Raw genomic sequence first — 22,239 nt, 5'->3', positions numbered from 1 at the left:
AACAAGAAATAAAAATATGTGTACTTGTGAAAATGGCACTTAACGAACCCCCTTCATTAATAACCATATAATAGAAATTCCAATGAATTCACTAATAAGTACGTAATAAAGAATCACCTTACCGGATGGGTTAAACATCACAAATTCATAGTTATCAGGACTCAGATATTGCAACATAAAAAGAAAGACAAACGGTATTGCCCCCACAATTTTAGCGGATGTACGAGCTTCAGACGTGAGAGCATATTTCTTTTTTTCTACCGCTCTAGCATTAAACATTAAACGGTTTAAACGACCTATAACCTCTTTTAATTGGCCGCCTCTTTGCATATTTGCACGCAAAGTAATAACAAAAAACTGAAAAGATGAGTATGGAAACCTTACGCAAGATTTACGAAACACTTCATCAGGAGATTCACCAACTTGCAGGCGCTCCCCCATTTTTTTAAACTCTCTCCCGACTTCTGAATCAAGAGACTTCCCAACAAAAATGATCGCATGCATAATACTTTCACCAGCACTTACCGCACTAGCAAGCATGTTAAGCGCATCAGGGAAAGATTCTTCAAACTGCTCTTTTTCACGCTTTTGTAGCCAAAGGTAACCAGCAACAAAGCCTAGGCACTCCACTATAATCACGACCAATAACCAATTAATTCTGAAGTATTGGTTATTAAGATACGACCCTAATGCAACAAGCAAACATGCAAATAGGAGTACTTTTGCTTCAGGCAAAGCACCTAATTGTCTGCGCGTATTGACGCTAATTCTTATCACTCGCTGCTTTAAGGTTTCTGCAGATAAGCTATTCAAGTTAACGGCTTGTTTATCTTCATCCATAGAATCAATAAAAACTGTTCTATTGATCTCTTCTAAGTAGCTATTGCTTTTTTTTGATCGTGGCACAAAAACGATAAGTAGTAGCACCGCACCAATTATTAGAGCTAGCCAATAGATCATACCGCTTCACCCACTTTAAACGCTGAGTTTAACTGTTGCTCTAAGCCGAAGAATCGAGCTTTTTCCACTAAAACTGAACGCTGCATTAAGCCTGCTGTAACAAAGTTACCTTTAACTTTGCCATCATCACCTTGCATAGGCAGCGGCTGAAATCTAAATATTTCTTCTAGAACAACATTGCTGCCTTCTAAACCAACAACTTCAGAGATACTCATAACTTTACGGCTACCATCATGCAAGCGACTGATTTGAATAACAATATCTACAGCACTGACAATCGTTCTGCGAATAGCTTCAAGTGGTAAATTATTAGTCGCCATCATCACCATCGCTTCAACACGAGCAAGCGCATCTCTTGGTGTATTAGCGTGCAGTGTAGACATCGAACCATCATGCCCTGTGTTCATCGCTTGAAGCATTTCAAATGCTTCACCGCCACGACACTCACCTACGATAATCCTGTCTGGTCTCATCCGTAGTGAATTGATTACAAGATCTCGCTGGTCAATAGCACCCGTACCCTCAATTCCTGAAGTTCGTGTCTCAAGCCTCACAACGTGTGGTTGCTGTAACTTCAATTCAGCAGCATCTTCTATCGTTACGATTCGCTCTTTTTCTGAAATATACTGCGATAATGCGTTTAGCATCGTCGTTTTACCCGAACCTGTGCCTCCTGAAATAAGAATATTTAAACGACAGCGCGCCGCTATCATAAGTAACCTTGTCATTTCAGGGCTCATTGCGCCAAATTCAGCGAGCTCAGTTAAGCCAATACTGTGCTTTTTGAATTTTCGAATGGATATGGACGTACCGTCTATTGCAATTGGGGGAATGACAATATTGACACGACTTCCATCTTGTAAACGGGCATCACAAGTTGGGCTTGAATCATCTACACGGCGTCCAACACGGCTTGCAATACGTTTTGCAATTTGCACAAGTTGATTTTCATCGATGAAATTAACCGATGCTTTTTCGACCAAACCATTACGTTCAATAAAAACATGATCACAACCGTTAATCATGATATCGCTAATTGATTCATCATCCATTAACGTTTGAAGAGGCCCCAAACCATGTAGCTCATCGACTAAGCTTTTTACAAAATCGTTGCGCACGACACTTGCAACAGATAGCCCTTGCCTCTCTATAAGCAGATCGACAGCACTTGAGAGTTGCTTGCTTAATTGATCTTTGGAAAGACTATTTACAGCTTCGGCTTCTAATGCTTCAAATATCTGTTGTCGAATCGTTACATAAACGGATTTTGACTGATCCATAGTTATCTTTTCCTAGCCAAGCGTTGAAAGATATTCTTCTTACTTTTAGGGGCGTTCTGTCCAAGCAATAGTGATGTCAAACGATTCAGACTCTGACTAATTGGGTAGTTTTGTTGATATAAGTGCTTGCCTTCTAAAACCATTGCACCAAGTTTAGGCTCAAATGGGCACACGATATCAATCGCTTGTCTCAAATACTTCTCAATTTCTTCTGTTGATACCGTTGCAGACTTTTCAGGCATGGTGTAGTTCAATACAACAATACAGCGCACGGTTGCCCTGTGTTTATCAAGGTCACTAATCACTCTAGCAGCATCTCTTAAACTCGATACTGTTGGCTCTAAAGTCAAAACCAAAACATCACAGGCTGTAGCCAAATATTTGAGGTCACCACGGCTATTAGCTGAGCTCGAAAGGTCTTCAAGAATAAAATTGTTTTGAACGGCAAGCTCTTTAGAAAGGGTTCTTGAATACTCTTTTAGCTCTGCTTCAATAAGCTCATCGGAATCAATAGCAAGTACCGATAGCATGTTATTGACTTTTTTAGTCATGCTTGTCGCATAAGAGAGATCAAGACTGGATGACATTGAGCCAGGGGTGACTGGACGCTTTTCAAACTGACTCAAACCAAGAAATATATCTAGATTTCCGCCAGAATAGTTATGATCGATCAGCAAACATGAGCTATTTTTTTAGCGGAAAGTTCAAATGCAATTTCACAAGCTAAAAAAGTGGCACCCACACCGCCTTTCGCCCCCCAAATCGCAATTCTTTTTGCTGTACGGTTCTGCCCTAATCCGCTATTACGCGTTCGGTTGTCGTTAACGTTTCTAACGAAGTCAATTAGCTCTTGCTTCGACACTGGCCAGAATAAATAATAGAAGCCCATCTCTTTCAAGTTTCGGATCGTGGAGATTGCATCTTCACTACCAATAACAATTACTGAAGCATGGTTAGGAAGTAAATGACTGATCCTCTTCATATCAGCAGTAACATCACTACTCATATTCAGCTCAACCAGTACGATTTCTATCGTCGATTCACGAACATGTTTACGAATCGTGTCATCACTATTTTGAAGAATCGCGGGTGTTACGATGCCTTCAAAGCGAAATGCTTCTTCAACTAACTCTTTACACTCTTCACTTTGATGAAAAAGAACAGAGGTCAGTTTCTCTTCTTGCGCCGTGCTTTGTTCATTGTTTTTTAATAGATCAACTAAATCTAACATACAGAGATCACTTATTTACGTTTTCAGCATTAAGAGACTGGTTAAGCATATTTTCAGGGTTGACCATGGATTGCCAACGCGCGTTATCCGAATAGCAACCATCATTTGTTTCGCCATGATGACCAACTGCGGCATAATCACAGATAGACACGATGGCTTTGTGGACGCGTGTTTTAATCTCAAAATCGAAACGTTCACCAAAACCAGCATTCGCTTGTGTTACTGCGATCTGTTTTTCATCTACGCCATTCTTGATTAATAACGTTCTTGTTTTTTTCGCCCATTTTTGACCTAGTTTCGTTCGCCACATCAGAGTGACTTCTTGATCAACAATCAATTTCCAATTGTCAGTAATAAATTCATCCAACTCGGCTTGTGCCGCTTTATGCTGTTGAGGTTTAATTTTCAACGCTAGCGAATAAGTAACGGGAACCACATCAATTTGAGTACCCGTTCTTTCAGCTACATGCTCTGCGCAGCCACTAAGTACAAGAGTTGCTATAAGAATTACCATATATTGCTTAATCACTTTTTAAATCCTCCAGTAGCTAGCACTTCTTCAGCCCATTTATCACTGGCTTTGGTGTATTTTTTCTCGACAGCAAAAAAGCGTTGTAACGTCGTTGATTTTCTCATCGTTGGTAACTGGATTTGAGAGGGATGAATAGGCTGAACTAGATTAACCGTTGCGACTATTATCAGTTCAGTTTTTTTACGTTCTGTACCGGTATTACGGAAAAGTGCTCCTAGAATTGGCACATCAGCGACATATGGAATTCTTTTTAACGTCTCTTTATCTTCTGTGTTTAACAATCCACCAAGAACAAAACTTTGACCATCACCGAGCTCTACCGTCGTTCGAGCTCTACGAGTTTTAAGTGCTGGCAAATTATAGGTTTCATTGGCATATTGTGTATCTAATGAGCTCACTTCAGGCATCAGTGACAATTTAATTTTGTCGTCATTCAATACTTTGGCCATTAACTCTAAACGTACACCAAACTCTTTGTATAGAACGTTTGTTCCACCATCAATGATGGTAACCACAGGCAGTTCGCCACCAACAAGGAAGCTTGCACTCTCTCCTGAAATTACGGATAAGTTCGGTTCAGCTAAAATTTGTCCGACTGTATCGTCACCAATTGCCGTAATCACCGATATAATATCGGAAGCACTAAATTTCGTAAGCTGATCAACAAAAATTCCTGATGATTGACCACTGCTGCCATATTGAACGCCAACTTCTTCTAAAAATGTTTGTGACACCTCTGCAATCGAAAGCTTCACATTGACTTGTTTAGTCGACGCCACTTCAATGTTATTAACAATACCTTCAAAATGGCGTCTTTTCATAAACTCCATTTCATACTCATTTTCACCAAGATCCCATTTAACTTGGTAATCTTCTGATTTCTTACCCATCAGTTCGCCAACAATGGTGTTGATTTCATCTTTCTCTTGCTCAGTGGCAACGACACCACTTAAAACAACCTGCTCACCTAAATTATAAATAGTGACTTCGGCATTCGGATACTTCAACTGAATTTGTTGTTGGATATGGACCAAGCTCTGATTGATCACTAGCTTACGAGCTGCGAGAGTATCTCCCTCTTCATTGAAAATTAGTAGAGAAGTGCTACCCAATTTTTTTCCGAAAACCACTACTTTTCTTTTATCGATAACTTGATAGTCGGCAATTTTAGGGTCAGAGATAAATACAGATGCTATGTCTTGGTTTACTTTAATTGTATTTGCATCACCTTCCGCCAAATTCAGGATTCTTTGAGCAAAACTGGGGGCCGAAAAAACCATAACCAACCCAGAGATAATAATTGTTCTTAGTATGCTTAACATTCCTTCGCCCTATTTAATTTGTGCTTCACTTGCTCGAAATTCGGTAATCGATTTGAAATCAGCTAGTACGTCACCAGCATCAGCTTGTAGATCTGATGGTTTATATTTTCCAATTGATTTGTGTACCTCTAATTCTGAAATTCTCTTCGCAATCGTTAGTTTAGCGACTTGCTTTCGTGTCAATTCTAGAATTAAATCCACCTCAGTTTGAGTAACCGCATTACGCGTAGCTTCCACTACTGTCTTTTTCACCTGCAGAACTTTGACGGCTATTAATATGGGGGTGATTGAAATGGTTCTTGTTCGAGCACTTTGTGCAGCACCTACCTCAACAGAGGCAGTAGAACCGGGTATAGAAAGTGCAAGAATATCAACCACGGTACCATTTGTAATAACTCCGCCCACAACCGATTTAGGATCGACACTTATTGCGTATGGCACTCGCTGCGGTTGAATAATGAGTTCAACATAACCATCGTCATTCGGTTGAACAATCCAGTTTTGGTCAGTAAGACTATGAGCTTTACGCGCTGAGTTATATACGGAACCAGCTTCAAAATTCAGCTCTACATCTTCAGCAATTCCGTAAGTATGGGCTTCACTCTCTGGCATGAACTCAATTGAAAAATCGTTACGTTGTACTTTTTGCCCCAGTTCAACGTCATTCTTTAGACGCCAAATTTTAATTTTGATTTCTGGTACTACTTCAACCTGAACGGTGTCAGGTTCAGGTGTAGACAAACTGCCCGCTAACCCAAACAAACCGATTAAAATAGCTACCGCAGCAATGATAATAATAATTTTATTTTTCACTTCATTTCCTTTAAAGGGATGCCGCTATTCCAAACAAGCAACCAAGGCAAATAGGCACACCATAAGGCAGCCCATTTCCCATTATTTTTTTGTAATCCGAGCATTTCGCGTAGAGGTAGTAAGCCACACCTAATAGACTGCCTAATAAAGTGATAATAAAAAGTGTTAAAGGCAGGTATTGGGGGGTAATGGCTAAAGAAAATGCCGACAACAATTTTACATCGCCCGCGGCAATAATATTCAAGTTAAAGAGTACAAAACCAACGAATAAAATTCCGACTGCATAAAGTACAGATTCAAAAACACTATGTTGAAAATATAAAATGCTACAAAGTGACATAACTAAAAAAACGACACGGTTAGAAATCGTTCGTTTAGTTATATCTTGATAGCAGACAAATAAAGATATGGTGGTTAATAATAACCACCATAAACTAGTCATTGGCACTACGATTTAAATTTTCACACCAGTATCAGCATCTTTAATGTTCTGTGTTATAGATGACATAGCATTAGTAAGAGCATCTTTTAAATTACCGTTAAATAACGCAAGTACGATTGCAGAAACTGCAACACCGATGATTGCATATTCGATTGCAGTTACACCACGTTGGTCTTTTTTAAATTCTTCAAGCGCAAGAGTTGATTTAACAAAAAGTTTGGTAAGCATTTGTGTAGCTCCATTTTATTTAAATTATACAGGACACCATCCTGACGTTTATCTAAAAAAATGATACCGCTGTTCTTTTTATGAAACAATACTTACAACATTAATTTGCACTGCGAAAAATGATAGCAAACTTTGATAATGCTCCAATAAACCCTTAAAAAAAAGGGATTTTTTAAGTTTAAGCTTGATTTTTTAATATCACACATCACAAAAATAATAAAAAAACGCAAAAATCGTTCAAAAATCAGTCAATCATCAATAATAAAAAGATTATGATTTTATATAAAGTTTTTACTCCATATTAATTTGAGCTTCATATTAATATCATCCGTTTAAAAAAGGCACATCTTGCTTTTCGATAAAAAATAACAATACGCTAAAAATAACACGCACAGCCCCTTATTTTCTTTAGGGCGGGGCTTAGCTACGCATAAAAACCATAGCTTTTAAGCTGTTATCTGGATTTATATCCAAAAACTCCGGTGGATTATTCAACCTAGTGCTGTACTTAATTAATGGAGCCTCTTCCTTCATAGAATTAATTAAAAAATCAGGGCTGACTGCTGGCGAGTTAACACAAGCTAAAACTTGGCCATTTTCGGTCAATAATTCAGGTAAACGTCGTAATATTTTTTTATAATCTTTTGTTAATGCGAAGCTTCCTTTCTGAAAAGATGGTGGATCAATTACGATTAATTCGTATGGCCCTGCCTTTTTTATTTTTCCCCACGACTTAAAAATATCATGACCTAGGAAGCTAACCTTGCTTGTGTCATGTCCATTTACTCGGTGATTTTCACGTCCTTTATTCAGTGAGCCTTTTGCCATATCTACATTAACCACTTTATTTGCACCACCAGCAATAGCCGCGACTGAGAAGCCACAGGTATATGAAAATAAATTTAATACCTTCTTCTCTTCAGCATTATTTCTTACCCAGTCACGCCCAAAACGCATGTCTAGAAACAAACCAAAGTTCTGGTTTCTGCCTATATCTAGCTGGTATTTTAAACCGCTTTCATTAACCACTGGATTTGCGTTTAATTCACCAAAGATCACCTCAGATGGAGCACCGTCACTATAACGGTGTTGAATTAGAATCGACTTACCTTCTCTTTTATTCCAAATTTCACTCTTTGTTAAAGCAAGTAAACCAGATTTCAACGCACTAAAAAATTCGTCTTCGACAGGTTTAAAGATATTCACCACCATCTGGCCTTGTAGCCAATCACATGTGAGTTGCTCTAATCCTTCCCAGTGCTGCCCTCGCCCATGAAAAATACGTCGGATTTCATCAGGGGCGGTATGAAGTTGTTGCTCTATATGTTCAAAAAATACGGGTAGTGCGATTGTTTGCATCTGAAAATCTCTATTACTTATCATTTAGTCGTTAACTTAGGCCAGTTCATCGTCCAAGGCGTCAGCCACTCATCTATATTGCTACTTGTCGGTTGTTCATGCCACTTGGCTCCAAGGTTTATCTGCTCTCTAGGATCGCAAAGGCATTCAAACTCTTCTTGCTGGTATTTGAAACGAATAGCAAAAGCGTGTAAATAGCCACGGTCTGATGGCTCACCACAATTATAAATAGGGTCACCAACAATCGCAGAACCTACGGATTTTAATGCCACTCTTATTTGATGGGTACGCCCTGTATACGGCTTACAAAGGAATAACCGCTCACCAGGTAGGGCCGCTTGCGATAAGAATTGAGTGATTGCAGGGTTAACCTGAGTAGTCATTAGCTTCCATGAAGATCGTCTAGAGCGCTCCATATCCCCTTTTACCAGCCCCTGTTTTTTCTTCGGTTTTTTGGCTCCGATCGCTAAGTAGTATTTTTCCACTTCGCGATTGGCAAATGCTTGAGATAACACACTTGCGGCCGCGTGGTGTTTTGCTAATAGAAGAATACCAGAGGTCATTTTGTCTAGACGGTGGACAAGATAGAGTTTGTCGTCTCCAGTCACCTTAACCACTTCTTGGAGCAACATGGTATCACCGTCATCTTTGTGGACGCTGACATTAGGGTGTTTGTTAATGATTACAAAGTCGGAATGACTAAAGAGTATGTCGAACATGACTGCGCTCCTATAATAGGCGCTTGATTATAGCGATTCCTTACAGAGATACCACACGAAAAAGCCCCGCAATGGCGAGGCTTTCATTAGAAGTGTTGAGATTAAATGGACGCTTTATGCAAAGAAGACCATCAGCATCAGTACCGGACATACAACGCGTACATATAGTGGCCATACTTTCCAGAATAAGCCGCTTTCGATTTCTGGGTAACCTTGCTTAAGCTCTTCTAATACACTGTTACGATGCCAAATCCAGCCCGCAATCAGCGTTATGAATAGGCCAATGATCGGTTGCGCGTACACAGTCGTTAACTGAATTACAAAGCCGAACAGATCGCCAAAGTTTAAAACAATCACTGACGATACCACTGTTATTACGGTACCAATCCACGCCACTGCGACTGTTCTGCTCTGTTTTAGCTCCTCAGTCGCACATGCAACTGGCACTTCAAGCATTGAAATAGATGATGTTAAAGCCGCAATAATCATTAGTAGGAAGAACACAAGACTAACAAAGATACCCATTGTGCCCATTGTATCGAACATCGCTGGTAGAACTGCAAACACAAGTGTATCTGAACTTAGTAATGCACCTGATTCTGAGAAAATTTCTACGCCATTATTTTTCGCCACAAACATTGCAGGAAGAATCAGCAGCCCAGCACCAAATGCAACACCAGTATCAACCAATGCAACCTGTGCTGCGGTTTTAGGTAAGTTCGTATCTTTTTTCAGGTAAGAGCCGTACACCATCATGGTACAAACACCAAGTGATAATGAGAAGAAGGCTTGACCCATTGCACTAACGACAAGATCAGCACTGAAATGTGAGAAATCAGGAACAAGGTACATTTTCAGACCTTCGACAGCACCATCTTGCGTAAAGATGTAGATGATCATCAATCCGAACAGACCAAAAAGCACAGGCATTAAACGAGTTGACCAACGTTCGATACCATCAGCAACGCCACTACGTACTACATACATAGTTAGCAGCATAAATATAACCATCAAAATCAGGTTTCGAGCCGTACCAAAACCCGTTAGCCAATCCGCAGCGTCATTCATACCAAGCAGGTCAAGACCGCTTCCGGCAAAAGAACCAATTAACCAACCAGCAACGATGGCATAAAAGCTTAAAATTAAAGATACCGCTGTCATGCCAGCTAAGCCGACAGCAATCGCGCCTGCTTTACCTTTTGGCCATACTGCTTTTAATGATGCAATTGGGTTAGATTGACCGTAACGACCGATAGTCAGTTCAGCGACCAGCATCGGAAATGCAAGCAAGAACACCATCAATAGATAGACAATTAAAAATACCGCGCCACCATTGCTCGCAGCTTGTGTGGGAAATCCCCAAATATTACCTAAACCAACAGCGGAACCCGCTGCGGCCATTATAAAACCAAACTTCGAAGAGAATTGGCCTCTAGAACTACTCGCCATAATAAATGTACCAATGTTGTGTGTGCGTATTAAGGCGCCTATAGGGTGGTGTAAATTTTAGTTTACACTCTAATAAAAATGGATTGGCGCTTGATGTCTAGCAAGTAAAACAGTTTGAGATTAAAATTGGAAGTCCGAACAGTATATTTTTCGGATTACACTCAAGTTTTCACTTTTAAATGTTGGTTTTTTAATCAATCTTTCCTTTTACCTCGCCATTTAACACTTTTCTAACAACAATCCACTGGTAAGAGGTTTCATATCTTCTTGCAATTTTGATCGCATAGAAAATTCCCATTCAAGTAGTTTCGCATTACTATCAGAACTATCTAAACCTACAGAACTTATCTCATGGAACAGCTTTATCATTATCTTACGATCATTGGCGTTGTCCTTTACTGGGTGCTTGTCGCAGGTGTGACCTTGCGTGTGGTTCTAAAACGGAGAGCAGTGAGTGTTTCGTTATCTTGGTTGATGATTATTTACATCATTCCTATTGTTGGTGTGTTCTGTTATTTCCTTTTTGGGGAGCTTAATTTAGGCAGAACACGGGCAGAGCGAGCTCATAAAATGTTCACCCCTTTTGGTAATTGGTTTAATCAGTTAAACGACTGCCAAGCTCACCTTCCTGAGCACATGAGCGTTCATATCACCAAAATTGATGAGCTATGTAATAACCGAATGGGGATCCCTGCTTTGAGTGGTAACTCACTTTCATTGCAAGACTCCCCCGACAAAATATTACGCTCGATAATTCAAGATATTGAAAACGCTCAATCAAGTATTCGGATGGTTTTCTACATTTGGCATCCCGGAGGGTTAGCAGATTCTGTCGCCTCTGCATTGATACAGGCATCTAAGCGAGGGGTGAATGTAAAGCTGTTACTGGATTCAGCCGGAAGCCCGCGATTTTTCCGAAGTCATTGGTTCGGCATGATGAAATCTTCTGGTATTGAAGTAAAGCAAGCACTTGCAGTAAGCCCTATGCGTATATTTTTGCGTCGCTTAGATTTACGTCAACACAGAAAAATTATTGTTATCGATGATAGCATTGCCTACACAGGCTCAATGAATCTGGTTGACCCTGAACATTTCAAACAAGATTCAGGCGTCGGTCAGTGGATTGACATTATGGTGAGGGTCACAGGCCCAACGGTCAATGTTCTTTCCGCGATTCATTGCTGGGATTGGGAAGTGGAGACTGGTGAACGAGTCTTTCCTCAATTACCTGAGTGTACAATTAATACCAATGAGAGCCTTCACCCTATCCAAGTCGTGCCTTCCGGGCCGGGGATGCCTGAAAACCTCATTTTACAAGTCCTCAGTATCGCCATGCATCAAGCCAATGAATCTATTCGAATCACTACACCCTATTTTGTTCCCAGTGCTGATCTATTAGAAACGCTAAAAATGACGGCTCAGCGGGGCGTGAACGTTGAGTTAATCATTCCGCACAAAAACGATTCACTGATGGTCAAGTGGGCATCTCGTGCTTTTTATAGCGAACTATTAGAAGCCGGAGTGAAGATATATGAATTTTATGGCGGTCTATTGCACACCAAATCTGTGGTGATTGATGAGAAGTTTTGCTTAGTCGGAACAGTAAACGTTGATATGCGCAGCTTGTGGCTCAATTTTGAAGTCACTCTCGCTGTGGATGATGAGGCGTTTACTAAAGAACTGTATTGGTTACAGCAGACTTATATTGATAGTTCGCACAGCATATTATTACCGGAATGGAACAAACGATCTGTTTACAACCGCTTTTTTGAACGTGCATTTTATTTATTCAACCCATTGCTCTAATTTCAATTGGTAATAACGCATAACGAATCGTAGCTTGCATTATTCAACCTCAACGTGCTTTATATAAGCATTAACATCACTATGTAAGCTCTCACAGCATTGACTCTGACAAGGAATTCAAATGGCAGAAAAGAAAAAAACTCAATTGATTACCGCTGGCCGCGACAAAAAGTGGACCAATGGCGTGGTAAATCCTCCTATTCAGCGCGCATCTACGATTGTGTTTGATACCGTAGCCGAGAAAAACCACGCAACGATCAATCGAGCGAATAAGACTCTGTTTTATGGTCGCCGTGGCACCAATACTCACTTTGCTTTTCAAGATGCCATGGTTGATGTTGAAGGCGGAGCCGGCTGCGCCCTATTCCCTTGCGGCACCGCTGCTATTTCAAATGCCATTTTATCTTTTGTTGAAACCGGTGATCATATTTTGATGGTAGACACCTGTTACGAACCGACTCGAGATTTCTGTAATACAATAATGAAAAAAATGGGGGTCGAAACCACGTATTACGATCCTCAAATAGGCGAAGATATAAGAACATTGATCAAGCCGAATACCAAAGTTCTGTTCACCGAATCTCCAGGCTCCATCACCATGGAAGTTCAAGATGTTCCGACCCTCGCTCGAATTGCTCATGAGCACGATATTGTCGTTATGCTGGACAATACCTGGGCCGCTGGTGTCAATTTCTCACCATTTGATCATGGTGTCGATATCTCAATTCAGGCTGCCACGAAGTACATTGTTGGTCACTCCGATGTCATGCTTGGTACTGCTGTCGCTAATGAGAAATGTTGGGACCAACTTCGAGAGCAGAGTTACCTCATGGGACAATGCGTATCCCCTGATGATGCATACCTCGGACTAAGAGGTATCCGAACTCTTGATGTGCGGATGCGCCAACATGCTAAAAATAGCCTTAAGGTCGCTCAATGGCTTGCAACACGCCCTGAAGTCGATCATGTCCGTCATCCCGCTCTGGAAACATGCCCAGGGCACGAATTCTATGAGCGCGATTTTACTGGTGGTAACGGACTGTTTTCTTTTGTATTGAAAACATCTTACCCACGAGCAACCACCGCGTTACTCGATGGCATGACTCATTTCAGTATGGGTTATTCATGGGGAGGATTCGAAAGTCTGATTTTGGCGAATGAACCTAAAAGTTTCGATAGCTTAAGAACCATTGCGAACCCAAATTTTTCAGGCACACTCATTCGTTTGCACATAGGTTTAGAAGATGTTGAAGACCTCATTGCCGATCTAGAATCAGGACTTGAACGCTACAACGCACTTATATCTTAACTCTCTTATATCTTAACCCATTGATATAATATATTTAATTGCGTAAGTGTTGCATTTGAAATCAACACTTACCTTTCCTTATTGTATTCTCTTCAGACTGTATTCCTAGCGAGCATCCAAATGATACTTGGGACATGTCACTAAATGATCATTGACCATTCCAGTCGCCTGCATAAATGCATAACAAATGGTCTCACCGACAAATTTAAACCCTTTCTTTTTAAGAAACTTACTCATCGCTTTTGATTGTTCTGTGAACGCTGGAACCTCATCTTGAGAACGCCACTGATTGACGATTGGCTTTCCATCGACAAATTGCCATAACGCTTTCTCAAGAGATCCATACTCTTGCTGCAAAGCCAACGCCGCTCTCGCATTACTATAAACGGATGCAATTTTTCCTTTATGGCGAACCACATCAAAATTTTCAATAATGTAGGGCACATGATCTTCATCGTATTGAGCCAATGTCTCAATGTCATAAGCTTCAAAGGCAGCACGATACCCTTCACGCTTTTTCAGAATCGTAATCCAACTCAACCCTGCTTGCGCCCCTTCTAAGGTAATAAATTCAAATAACTTGATGTCATCATAAACAGGGACACCCCATTCAGCATCATGATACTCACGTTCTAATTCATGAGTCATCGCCCAAGGGCAAGTATGATCTTCTATATCACTCATATCGTCACCTAACATGATTTAAATTCTTGTTTTATTGTGCACATATACACATGGATAAATATCAAAAAAATGCCTTTAAATGGGTCATTTAAAGGCATAGTCATATAGTAGCGCACCTACTTAGCCAGTGATCTTAATTCGATGAAATAATCGATAGAAAACAGGTACCGCAATCAACGTTAATACCGTTGCAAATCCCAAACCGAACATGATCGTCACCGCCATTGGCTTAAAGAATGTATCCGGCAGCAGCGGAATCATCCCTAAAATAGTGGTTATCGCGGCCATACAAACAGGGCGAACACGGCTTAAAGCGGCATCAACTACCGCGAGATAAGGATCTTTCCCTGAATGCATTTCAATCTCAATTTGATCGAGTAAAACAATACCGTTTTTCAGCAACATTCCGGATAAGCTTAAGAACCCAAGCAGCGCCATAAAGCCAAATGGTGTATCGAGTAATAGTAGTCCCGTACTTACCCCAATCACTGCCAGAGGAACGGTCAACCATACGATCAGTGGCTCTTTTACAGAATTGAATAAGAATACCGTAATCAAGAACATGAATAGGTAGCCCATTGGCATGGTTTGAAATAGCGAAGCTTGTGCGTCACTAGAGGACTCATACTCTCCTCCCCACTCCAATGAATAGCCCGCGGGCATCTCAATGGCTTCGATTTGTGGTTGCAGCCGATTCTGTAACGTTGAAGCCGTTTCTTCTCCTAAAATATCGGGATCTGCCATCACCGTTAGCATACGCTTACGATTCTTACGCACAATCAGCGGATCTTCCCAGCGCATCTCATAACCTTGAGTGATCTGTTGCAGCGGTATGAATTCGCTTAATACTGGGCTCCAAATTTTCATCCCCTCAATATTCCTGATATCCACTCGTTCATCTTCAGGTAAACGCGCGATAATCGGCATCAACGTTGTGCCATCACGGTACACACCCACTGATTTGCCCGAAAACGACATCATTAAGAATTCATCAACGTCAGATTTACTGATCCCATAACGACGAGCTTGGCTCTCATTAAATTGTGGCTCAATGACTTTTGTTCGTTCACGCCAGTCATGACGAATATTATGCGCACCACTATCGGCATACATAACGTCCATTATCTGTTCTGCCAATTTACGTAATATTGTTGGATCAGAACCCACTAAACGCGCTTCAATCTTCGCGCCACCACCAGGCCCTAGCTCCACCTGCTTCAGCTTAAAGTTAATTTCAGGGAACTGAGATTGTATATGCTCTCTGAACCGAGCCATTAAGGGGGTCAACACCTCATAGCTCTTCACTCTAGTCACAATTTCACCGTATGCGGCATAACTTTTTTCTGAAGCATAAGTCAGCATAAAACGTTGCAGACCTTTACCCGCCGTTGTGGTGACATGAGATACTTCGTCTTGCTCTGCTAACCAAGCTTCCAATACCTTCAATTTTGTATTCGTCGCTCGAATATCAGTCCCTTCAGGCATCCAAATATCAACCATAAACATCGGGGTAGTTGATGAAGGAAAAAAGGATTGTTTAACCTGTGTAAAGCCATACAAACTCGCTGCTAAGCCAATGATTAATACTGCAACCGTGAGCCACGCTTTATGCATACAAAATTCGAGAAAGTTCTTATAAACAACAAACACCATGCCGTTATATGGGTCAGAATCCTCTCCTTGTTCTGGTGTTTTCTGACCTTTAAAAAAGATATCGGCAAAGAATGGCGTTAATGATATGGCAGTGAACCAACTTAACATCAATGAGATAAGCAAAACGGTAAACAGTGTTCCACAGTATTCACCCGTAGAATCCTGTGACAAACCAATCGGAGCAAACGCGGTCACGGCGATCACTGTCGCCCCCAATAATGGCCACTTGGTTTGAGTCACGATATCGGTTGCAGCTTGTAACCGAGTTCGTCCCTTCTGGGTACCTATGAGTATCCCTTCTACCACCACAATGGCATTGTCCACCAGCATCCCAAGGGCGATCACTAACGCACCCAACGAGATCCTTTGCAGATCGATTTTGAAGTACTGCATGAAGACAAACGTGCCCAGAACCGTAAGCAACAGTATCAAACCGATTAATAAGCCAGAACGAAGCCCCATAAAGAAGAGCAGAACAATAATAACGATTGCAACAGCTTGCCCAAGACTGACCACAAACCCACTGACGGATTTGTCGACCTCTTTTGGTTGGCTGTAAATTTCGCCAATCTCAATCCCTACTGGCTGTTGGAATTTCAGTTCCGCAAGACGACGGTCGAAAGCTTTGCCAATTTCAACTACGTTCACTCCAGCGGTAAACGAAACACCAACATTCAGTGCCAACTTTCCGTTGAAATTAATGATATTGCTTGGCACTTCCACATAACCACGCTTCACTTCGGCAACATCGCGTAAGTAGATCAGTCCATCGCTGCCGCCATCCGTTAAAATTAAGTCGCCTAACTGGTCTACATCGTCAAACTCACCCGTGGGATGGATGCGAATGTACTCATCACCGATGCGGATAGCACCAGCATCGGACACGACATTTTGTGTCGAAAGCAGATTAAAAACAGTGTTGGGTGATAACCCAAGTGAGCTAATTTTCTTCATTGAGATTTCGATAAAGACTTGTTCTTGCTGTTGACCTGACACCGAAACTTTACTCACACCATCAACTAGCTCTAACTCACGTCGCAAATAATCGATGTAATCAAGCAACTCTTTGTAACTGTAGCCTTCACCACTTACCGCCAATAAAATCCCATACACATCACCAAAATCATCAATCACACTTGGGTCATTCACGCCCGGCGGAAGTTGTGATTTGAGATCATTCACTTTACGACGTAATTCATCCCATATTTGCGGAAGATCATCCGGACCATAGCTATTTTTCATGCTTACCGTTATCTGTGATAAGCCGCGACTGGAGAGCGAATTGACTTCATCTACATACGACAACTGCTGGATGGCTTTTTCAAGCGGATAAGTCACCTCTTCTTCCACTTGCTGAGGTGTTGCGCCAGGGTAGGATGTCACGACCATTGCATCTTTAATGGTAAAGGCGGGATCTTCTAAACGTCCAAGTTCAAAAAATGCGGCGACACCACCAATGAGGAAAATCAAAGAGAGCATCCAGCTAATCACTTTATTACGAATAAAATAAGCCGCAACGCCAGTGACATCAGAATCATCTTGTGGTGAAGATGATTGAGGCTTAGGCATGTTTTTTTCTGTTAAATTGCTCATTGATTCACCTCTTGCTGTATCACTTTAACCGCCATTCCATCTCGCAATCGGCTGATACCAGCCACCACTATCTGATCTGAGCCCATTAATCCATCCGTGACTTGAATATGATCTTGGATTGCCTTACCTGTCACCACCTTCTGTTTTCTGACCGTAGAGTCTTCATTTAAAACCCAAACATACATATTTTCACGCTGTAATCCCCCAGCATTGAATATGGCTTCTATCGGAATATTCACCCCTGCATTCAGGTCGATTTCAATCGACTCCCCTTTTGTTGTCACTTCTACTGCCATGCCATCTAAAATGAACTCTTCTTGAGGCATTGGGAGTGTCAAAGTAACGGTATATGACGCCGTTTTTGGATCAGGTTCCGTGGTGAACTCTTTGATTGAAGCCAAATATTCATTACCACTTGGAACTCGTACCGTGGCTCTCACTTTGGCCAATTTCTCAGGATCAGGTTGCTTCACATAGATTTGGTCTGGAAGTAGTATCATCACCTCCACATCCTTAACGCTATGAATATTAACCACCTGTTGACCTACTTGAATATTTTCAAATTGATCCACGTTCACTCGCGAAATCATGCCATCAATAGGAGCGCGTAATTTTGTAAATGACAATCGGAGCTTTGCTAACTCATATTCAGATAATGCGATTTGTCTTTGCGCCGCAAGCTCATCAAATTGTGACTTAGCTAAAAGCCCTTTTTTGACCAAAGGTTTTGAACGTTCAAACTGACTGTTTGCTACCGAGTATTTTGCACTCGCATTATCGACATCTAACTGATAATCCGTCGGATCAATTTCAGCTAAAATATCGCCTTTTTTTACTCGGTCTCCTTCACGAACATTAAGCTTATTTATTTCTCCTGAAACTCGAAAACTTAAATGCGCTCGTTCGGCAGCATTTGCGACAGCAGGGAAGTACAGGTTATCTTGCATTTCATGGCTACCCGCATCGACCACCTTCACAAGTGGCGTACTAACGACGTCAACCGTTGTGGGTTCTCCACAACCATAAAGTAGTGGCAGCGTGCATAACGCGAATGTCTTGATCAAAATTTTCATATTATAGACCTCGCTCCTTGATCCATTCTCGAACTTTAATGCCCGCTTCAATCTGACTCACTCCAGACGTCACTATCTGATCACCGTCAGTTAAACCAGAAAGTACTTGCCTCTTTTCATTCAACGTTACTTGTACTTTTTCAACAATCCCCTCATCGGAAACACGCCAAACACACGTTTCTCCTTGTTCTTCAAAAATGGCATCTTGTGGAATTCTTGTCGCATTACCTCTCGCAGCAATAGCCGTAACGGAGCCAGACATCCCCGGCAAGATCCCAATATCTTTAGGGCGGTCCATAACCATAGTCACTTTATAAGAGCCTGTTGTTGAATCAGCTTCTGTATCAACCTCTTGAAACGTTAATGGGAAAGACCGTTCTGGGAAAGCATCAAAAACCATAGTGACACTTACTTGGTTGCCGTTAGCAAAGCGATTTAATAATTTATCAGAAATCTGAAAAACGACTTTAAGCACTTCATTGGTTTGAATATTCATCACGCCCTGTTTTGCATCGATGAACTCATTCGTTTTCGCAGGTATGATAGAAATTGTGCCTTTATAGGGCGCGATAAGTCGCGTGTAGCGTAAATTGGCTTGAGCTTGCTCTAAAAGGGCTTTGGCAGAGTTATGGTTGGCTTTTGATTGGTCAAAATCTTGTTCAGACACCACCTTATCAACACGCAACTTTTTCATACGCTGATATTGGACATCCGCAAGTTTAAAGTTGGCTTTAGCTTGCTGCTCTAAAAGGGTGTATTCATCAGGATTAAGCGTCGCAAGAAGTGCGCCTTTTTCAACGGGTTGCCCAGCAAGAACATCAATGGTTTGGAGCTGGCCCGGAACACGAAATGCTAATACCGCTTTATCACCAGCGTCACTGGTGGCAGGAAAGCTTCGTTCAAATTGTGTATTTCCAACCGAGACACGAAACAACTTAGCAGGTCGAGAGTCAGGTTCTGGAACAGGAGGAAGATCTCTTCCACAGCCCGATAGCCCCAACAAAGCTCCAAACAGGAGCAATATCGCTTTGTGCATGATTTATCATCCTTGTTAATGTTCGTAGTATTAACTATTTTTTCTACTTATTAACATAGATGAATCGACGATTGGCTTCCAGTAAATAGCTTGAGAACTATATAAAAAAGAATAAGTTGAGGAGTAGCGCACTCTTCAACTTATTTCGAAGGTTCATTTAATTACAATTGGCCGCTACAACTTATTAAATTCGCGGTTAACTTTAAAAGTGTCAGAAGTCACATATGCTTCCATGTCTCGCACTTTAGTTTCGATTTGATTAAATTCTTGCTCCAACGTTTTCAGCAGAGCATCCGCCGTTTTTCCTTGCTGCCAAGGTTTGCTTTTCAAGGTATGTTCTTGCTGAGATTTTAAGCTTTCGACATATTGCACTGGTTGTTTTTCCAGCATCAACGTCATGGCGATATAAGCTAATAACACTAAGAAACTACCACCAAGCAGAGCGGCTGAAATGACTAAGATTCGTATCAACCATACTTCTGAACCGAAATAGTTCGCCAAACCCGCACATACACCCGATATTTTCCCATTTTCAGTATCTCGGTAGAGCTCTCGCTTAGTCATAATTTCGTCTCCAATTAGGTGACTCCGCATCAAGGATACGCTCTAGCGTTTCGACTCTAGATTGCATCGACTCCGCTTTTTCAGACAAGGTTTGTAACCTTTGGTAATCTTCGCTCGATAAGCCATTTTCCGATTTTCGCTTACCTCTGTAATGTAAAAACAGCCATAGCGGAGCAACAAAAATCAGAAAAACAATTAATGGGCCTGCTATAAAAAATGATGACATAATCCACTCCTAACCTTTTATTATTCAAAGCTATCTAGCTGCTTTCTTGTTTAAAGCAGCCAAGTGATGAACCGCTTTAAATTATTTGTTTTGTTGCTCAACTTGTTGCTTCAGTTTCGCTAATTCTTTCTCTATTTCATCATTAGCTTGCAACTCAGCAAACTCTTGGTCAAGTGACTTCGCAGTACCCGATTTTGCATACACATCAGCCTCCGCCTCTAACTCATCCACTTTACGCGAGTATTGCTCAAACTTTGCCATCGCTTCATGACTTCGGCTTGAATGCAGATGTTTTTGTACATCACGACGATTTGACGCCGCTTGATTACGAATAGCTAACGCTTGTTGCTTCGCTCGTGTTTCGGTAATTTTAGTCTCAAGCTTACCAATTTCATCGGTAAGTTTGGTGATGGTCTCTTCGACGAGTGTCTGCTCAGTGTGTAAACCCTTAATAATATCTTCGAGTTTCTGCTTTTCAATCAGCGCCGCACGAGCAAGATCTTCACACTGTTTCGTCAATGCTAATGTGGCTTTTTGTTGCCAATCATTAATTTGATCGGCCATTGCTTCCACTCGACGCGCTAACTCTTTTTTATCAGCAATGGCTTTTGCTGAGTTAGTTCTCACTTCTACTAAAGTGTCTTCCATCTCTTGGATAATAAGGCGAATCATTTTTTCAGGATCTTCAGCCTTATCCAGCAATGCGCCAATGTTTGAATTTACGATATCTGCAAAACGAGAAAAAATACCCATGGTGGTTCCCCTTATTAATGTTAAATCTTCAATACACCTGTTTATGTATATTGTTATATAACCAATAACCATGCCAATATTATAGTTATTTAAAAACAATAAGTTACAAGAAAGCAAGGAATGCACCCAATCTATGCTATGATGAATTTAACCTATTGTTGGTAAATTTAGCCACACAGGAGCCAAGCTCAAATGAAACAGAACTTAATCGGTGAATCACCTGCTTTTCTCGCGGTGTTGGACAAAGTATCGAAACTGGCTCCAATCCAAAGACCAATACTGATTATTGGTGAGCGAGGAACAGGCAAAGAACTCATTGCCCAGCGACTACACTATCTCTCTAAACGCTGGGATCAACCGCTAGTTTCGCTCAATTGTTCAACATTAAGCGAAGGGTTAATTGACTCGGAACTTTTTGGACATGAGTCTGGAGCATTTACTGGGGCAAAAGGCCGTCATCAAGGCCGATTTGAACGGGCAGAAGGTGGCACTCTATTTTTAGATGAACTCGCTACTGCGCCACTTTCCGTACAAGAGAAACTTTTACGGGTAATTGAATATGGTCAGTATGAACGAGTCGGTGGCCAAAAAGTCCTGAGTGCAGATGTCAGATTGGTGTGTGCGACGAATGCCAACTTACCCCAACTCGCAAGGACTGGCGAATTTAGAGCCGATTTATTAGATAGGCTAGCCTTTGATGTTATCAATTTACCACCACTGCGAGAGCGTAAAGAGGATATATTACTTCTGGCTGAATACTACGCGATAAAAATGTGTAGAGAACTCCAACTGGAGCTATTTTCAGGGTTCACTGAAAGCGCTGTCAATGAGTTACTCGCTTACCCTTGGCCCGGTAATGTTCGAGAACTGAAAAATGTTATCGAACGAGCGGTATATCAAAATGGGACCTCACAATATGCCATTGATGAGTTGATATTTGACCCATTCATACCTCATTGGGATAGCCAAGAATCAGATGTTATCGATGACAGTTCGACAGATGAACAGGCTTTTTCTTTCCCATTAAACTACAAGTTATGGCAAGAACAGCAAGATAAAGCACTGCTGAATCAAGTCCTCAAGCAGAGTAAATTTAATCAACGTCAAGCCGCAGAGTTACTGGGATTAAGCTATCATCAGTTAAGAGGCATGATCCGAAAATATGGGCTCAATGGCTCTTCAGGTGAGTAATCTGGCTAAAATCCCA

General features: G+C 41.3%; 22 protein-coding genes. 3 read left to right on the top strand and 19 right to left on the bottom strand.

Annotated elements, in window-relative coordinates:
* Positions 1–39 precede the first annotated feature (39 nt).
* From OCV39_RS05105 to OCV39_RS05055, 12 genes are all read right to left on the bottom strand, one after another.
* Positions 40–960: a type II secretion system F family protein gene (locus tag OCV39_RS05105; RefSeq protein ID WP_261889152.1), complete on the bottom strand. Its 921-nt coding sequence runs from the start codon at positions 958–960 to the stop codon at positions 40–42.
* Positions 957–2,240 (bottom strand): CpaF family protein, encoded by a 1,284-nt coding sequence (locus OCV39_RS05100; RefSeq protein ID WP_113795980.1) that lies wholly within the window; start codon positions 2,238–2,240, stop codon positions 957–959. The genes OCV39_RS05105 and OCV39_RS05100 overlap by 4 nt, the downstream gene beginning before the upstream one ends.
* A 2-nt stretch (positions 2,241–2,242) precedes the next feature.
* Positions 2,243–2,917 (bottom strand): AAA family ATPase, encoded by a 675-nt coding sequence (locus OCV39_RS21095; protein WP_315973060.1) that lies wholly within the window; start codon positions 2,915–2,917, stop codon positions 2,243–2,245.
* Complete coding sequence (locus OCV39_RS21090) at positions 2,911–3,471, bottom strand: response regulator (protein WP_315973059.1); 561 nt, start codon at positions 3,469–3,471, stop codon at positions 2,911–2,913. The genes OCV39_RS21095 and OCV39_RS21090 overlap by 7 nt, the downstream gene beginning before the upstream one ends.
* A 7-nt stretch (positions 3,472–3,478) precedes the next feature.
* Positions 3,479–4,000, bottom strand: coding sequence for a hypothetical protein (locus OCV39_RS05090; RefSeq protein WP_261889151.1), 522 nt, complete (start codon positions 3,998–4,000; stop codon positions 3,479–3,481).
* The gene (locus tag OCV39_RS05085; RefSeq protein ID WP_390903234.1) at positions 3,997–5,325 is read right to left on the bottom strand and encodes a type II and III secretion system protein family protein; all 1,329 of its coding nucleotides are present in this window, start codon (positions 5,323–5,325) and stop codon (positions 3,997–3,999) included. The genes OCV39_RS05090 and OCV39_RS05085 overlap by 4 nt, the downstream gene beginning before the upstream one ends.
* 9 nt (positions 5,326–5,334) lie before the next feature.
* The gene (cpaB, locus tag OCV39_RS05080; protein WP_261889150.1) at positions 5,335–6,138 is read right to left on the bottom strand and encodes a Flp pilus assembly protein CpaB; all 804 of its coding nucleotides are present in this window, start codon (positions 6,136–6,138) and stop codon (positions 5,335–5,337) included.
* 10 nt (positions 6,139–6,148) lie between these two features.
* On the bottom strand, positions 6,149–6,580 hold the full coding sequence (locus tag OCV39_RS05075) for an A24 family peptidase (protein ID WP_261889149.1): 432 nt from the start codon (positions 6,578–6,580) through the stop codon (positions 6,149–6,151).
* A 12-nt stretch (positions 6,581–6,592) separates the two neighbouring features.
* The gene (locus tag OCV39_RS05070; RefSeq protein WP_261889148.1) at positions 6,593–6,808 is read right to left on the bottom strand and encodes a Flp family type IVb pilin; all 216 of its coding nucleotides are present in this window, start codon (positions 6,806–6,808) and stop codon (positions 6,593–6,595) included.
* A gap of 420 nt (positions 6,809–7,228) precedes the next feature.
* Positions 7,229–8,167 (bottom strand): class I SAM-dependent methyltransferase, encoded by a 939-nt coding sequence (locus OCV39_RS05065; protein WP_261889147.1) that lies wholly within the window; start codon positions 8,165–8,167, stop codon positions 7,229–7,231.
* A 20-nt stretch (positions 8,168–8,187) separates the two neighbouring features.
* On the bottom strand, positions 8,188–8,886 hold the full coding sequence (locus OCV39_RS05060; protein ID WP_261889146.1) for a TIGR01621 family pseudouridine synthase: 699 nt from the start codon (positions 8,884–8,886) through the stop codon (positions 8,188–8,190).
* A 114-nt stretch (positions 8,887–9,000) separates the two neighbouring features.
* Positions 9,001–10,335 (bottom strand): sodium-dependent transporter, encoded by a 1,335-nt coding sequence (locus tag OCV39_RS05055; protein ID WP_113795968.1) that lies wholly within the window; start codon positions 10,333–10,335, stop codon positions 9,001–9,003.
* Positions 10,336–10,686: 351 nt separating this feature from the next.
* On the opposite strand from OCV39_RS05055, the gene cls reads away from it, so the two are divergent.
* Together cls and OCV39_RS05045 are read left to right on the top strand one after the other, a co-directional pair.
* Entirely contained in the window at positions 10,687–12,141 is a 1,455-nt protein-coding gene (gene cls / locus OCV39_RS05050; RefSeq protein ID WP_113795967.1) for a cardiolipin synthase, read from the top strand.
* A 121-nt stretch (positions 12,142–12,262) separates the two neighbouring features.
* Positions 12,263–13,450, top strand: a complete 1,188-nt coding sequence (locus OCV39_RS05045; protein WP_261889145.1) for a cystathionine beta-lyase — start codon at positions 12,263–12,265, stop codon at positions 13,448–13,450.
* A gap of 105 nt (positions 13,451–13,555) precedes the next feature.
* Here OCV39_RS05045 and OCV39_RS05040 read toward each other — a convergent pair whose 3' ends face one another.
* The 7 genes from OCV39_RS05040 to pspA all read right to left on the bottom strand — a co-directional run bounded on the left by OCV39_RS05040 (position 13,556) and on the right by pspA (position 21,032).
* Positions 13,556–14,134, bottom strand: a complete 579-nt coding sequence (locus OCV39_RS05040) for a DNA-3-methyladenine glycosylase I (RefSeq protein ID WP_261889144.1) — start codon at positions 14,132–14,134, stop codon at positions 13,556–13,558.
* Positions 14,135–14,254: 120 nt separating this feature from the next.
* Positions 14,255–17,356, bottom strand: a complete 3,102-nt coding sequence (locus OCV39_RS05035; RefSeq protein ID WP_261889475.1) for an efflux RND transporter permease subunit — start codon at positions 17,354–17,356, stop codon at positions 14,255–14,257.
* Positions 17,357–17,376: 20 nt separating this feature from the next.
* Positions 17,377–18,453, bottom strand: coding sequence for an efflux RND transporter periplasmic adaptor subunit (locus tag OCV39_RS05030; protein WP_261889143.1), 1,077 nt, complete (start codon positions 18,451–18,453; stop codon positions 17,377–17,379).
* A 1-nt stretch (position 18,454) separates the two neighbouring features.
* Positions 18,455–19,489 carry an efflux RND transporter periplasmic adaptor subunit gene (locus OCV39_RS05025; RefSeq protein ID WP_136995655.1) on the bottom strand — a complete coding sequence of 345 codons (1,035 nt, stop codon included), beginning with the start codon at positions 19,487–19,489 and terminating at the stop codon, positions 18,455–18,457.
* Positions 19,490–19,663: 174 nt separating this feature from the next.
* Positions 19,664–20,053 (bottom strand): envelope stress response membrane protein PspC, encoded by a 390-nt coding sequence (gene pspC, locus OCV39_RS05020; protein ID WP_017054737.1) that lies wholly within the window; start codon positions 20,051–20,053, stop codon positions 19,664–19,666.
* Positions 20,046–20,279, bottom strand: a complete 234-nt coding sequence (pspB, locus tag OCV39_RS05015; RefSeq protein ID WP_017054736.1) for an envelope stress response membrane protein PspB — start codon at positions 20,277–20,279, stop codon at positions 20,046–20,048. The genes pspC and pspB overlap by 8 nt, the downstream gene beginning before the upstream one ends.
* 81 nt (positions 20,280–20,360) lie before the next feature.
* Positions 20,361–21,032 (bottom strand): phage shock protein PspA, encoded by a 672-nt coding sequence (gene pspA, locus OCV39_RS05010; protein WP_261889142.1) that lies wholly within the window; start codon positions 21,030–21,032, stop codon positions 20,361–20,363.
* A gap of 192 nt (positions 21,033–21,224) precedes the next feature.
* Here pspA and pspF point away from each other — a divergent pair, with 192 nt between their 5' ends.
* On the top strand, positions 21,225–22,223 hold the full coding sequence (gene pspF / locus OCV39_RS05005; RefSeq protein WP_017054734.1) for a phage shock protein operon transcriptional activator: 999 nt from the start codon (positions 21,225–21,227) through the stop codon (positions 22,221–22,223).
* Positions 22,224–22,239: the final 16 nt, after the last annotated feature.

The organism is Vibrio cortegadensis, from assembly GCF_024347395.1.
Lineage (GTDB): Bacteria > Pseudomonadota > Gammaproteobacteria > Enterobacterales > Vibrionaceae > Vibrio > Vibrio cortegadensis.
This window is presented reverse-complemented; position numbering and strand designations above follow the sequence as displayed.

Coding starts and splice junctions, on each gene's coding strand:
- cls (WP_113795967.1), top strand. CDS start 10,687: ATGGAACAGCTTTATCATTATCTTACGATCATTGGCGTTGTCCTTTAC.
- OCV39_RS05055 (WP_113795968.1), bottom strand. CDS start 10,335: ATGGCGAGTAGTTCTAGAGGCCAATTCTCTTCGAAGTTTGGTTTTATA.
- OCV39_RS05105 (WP_261889152.1), bottom strand. CDS start 960: ATGATCTATTGGCTAGCTCTAATAATTGGTGCGGTGCTACTACTTATC.
- OCV39_RS05045 (WP_261889145.1), top strand. CDS start 12,263: ATGGCAGAAAAGAAAAAAACTCAATTGATTACCGCTGGCCGCGACAAA.
- OCV39_RS05100 (WP_113795980.1), bottom strand. CDS start 2,240: ATGGATCAGTCAAAATCCGTTTATGTAACGATTCGACAACAGATATTT.
- OCV39_RS05035 (WP_261889475.1), bottom strand. CDS start 17,356: ATGCCTAAGCCTCAATCATCTTCACCACAAGATGATTCTGATGTCACT.
- OCV39_RS05075 (WP_261889149.1), bottom strand. CDS start 6,580: ATGACTAGTTTATGGTGGTTATTATTAACCACCATATCTTTATTTGTC.
- OCV39_RS05060 (WP_261889146.1), bottom strand. CDS start 8,886: ATGTTCGACATACTCTTTAGTCATTCCGACTTTGTAATCATTAACAAA.
- OCV39_RS05025 (WP_136995655.1), bottom strand. CDS start 19,489: ATGCACAAAGCGATATTGCTCCTGTTTGGAGCTTTGTTGGGGCTATCG.
- pspF (WP_017054734.1), top strand. CDS start 21,225: ATGAAACAGAACTTAATCGGTGAATCACCTGCTTTTCTCGCGGTGTTG.
- OCV39_RS05070 (WP_261889148.1), bottom strand. CDS start 6,808: ATGCTTACCAAACTTTTTGTTAAATCAACTCTTGCGCTTGAAGAATTT.
- pspC (WP_017054737.1), bottom strand. CDS start 20,053: ATGACTAAGCGAGAGCTCTACCGAGATACTGAAAATGGGAAAATATCG.
- OCV39_RS05030 (WP_261889143.1), bottom strand. CDS start 18,453: ATGAAAATTTTGATCAAGACATTCGCGTTATGCACGCTGCCACTACTT.
- OCV39_RS05040 (WP_261889144.1), bottom strand. CDS start 14,134: ATGAGTGATATAGAAGATCATACTTGCCCTTGGGCGATGACTCATGAA.
- OCV39_RS05065 (WP_261889147.1), bottom strand. CDS start 8,167: ATGCAAACAATCGCACTACCCGTATTTTTTGAACATATAGAGCAACAA.
- pspA (WP_261889142.1), bottom strand. CDS start 21,032: ATGGGTATTTTTTCTCGTTTTGCAGATATCGTAAATTCAAACATTGGC.
- pspB (WP_017054736.1), bottom strand. CDS start 20,279: ATGTCATCATTTTTTATAGCAGGCCCATTAATTGTTTTTCTGATTTTT.
- OCV39_RS05085 (WP_390903234.1), bottom strand. CDS start 5,325: ATGTTAAGCATACTAAGAACAATTATTATCTCTGGGTTGGTTATGGTT.
- OCV39_RS21090 (WP_315973059.1), bottom strand. CDS start 3,471: ATGTTAGATTTAGTTGATCTATTAAAAAACAATGAACAAAGCACGGCG.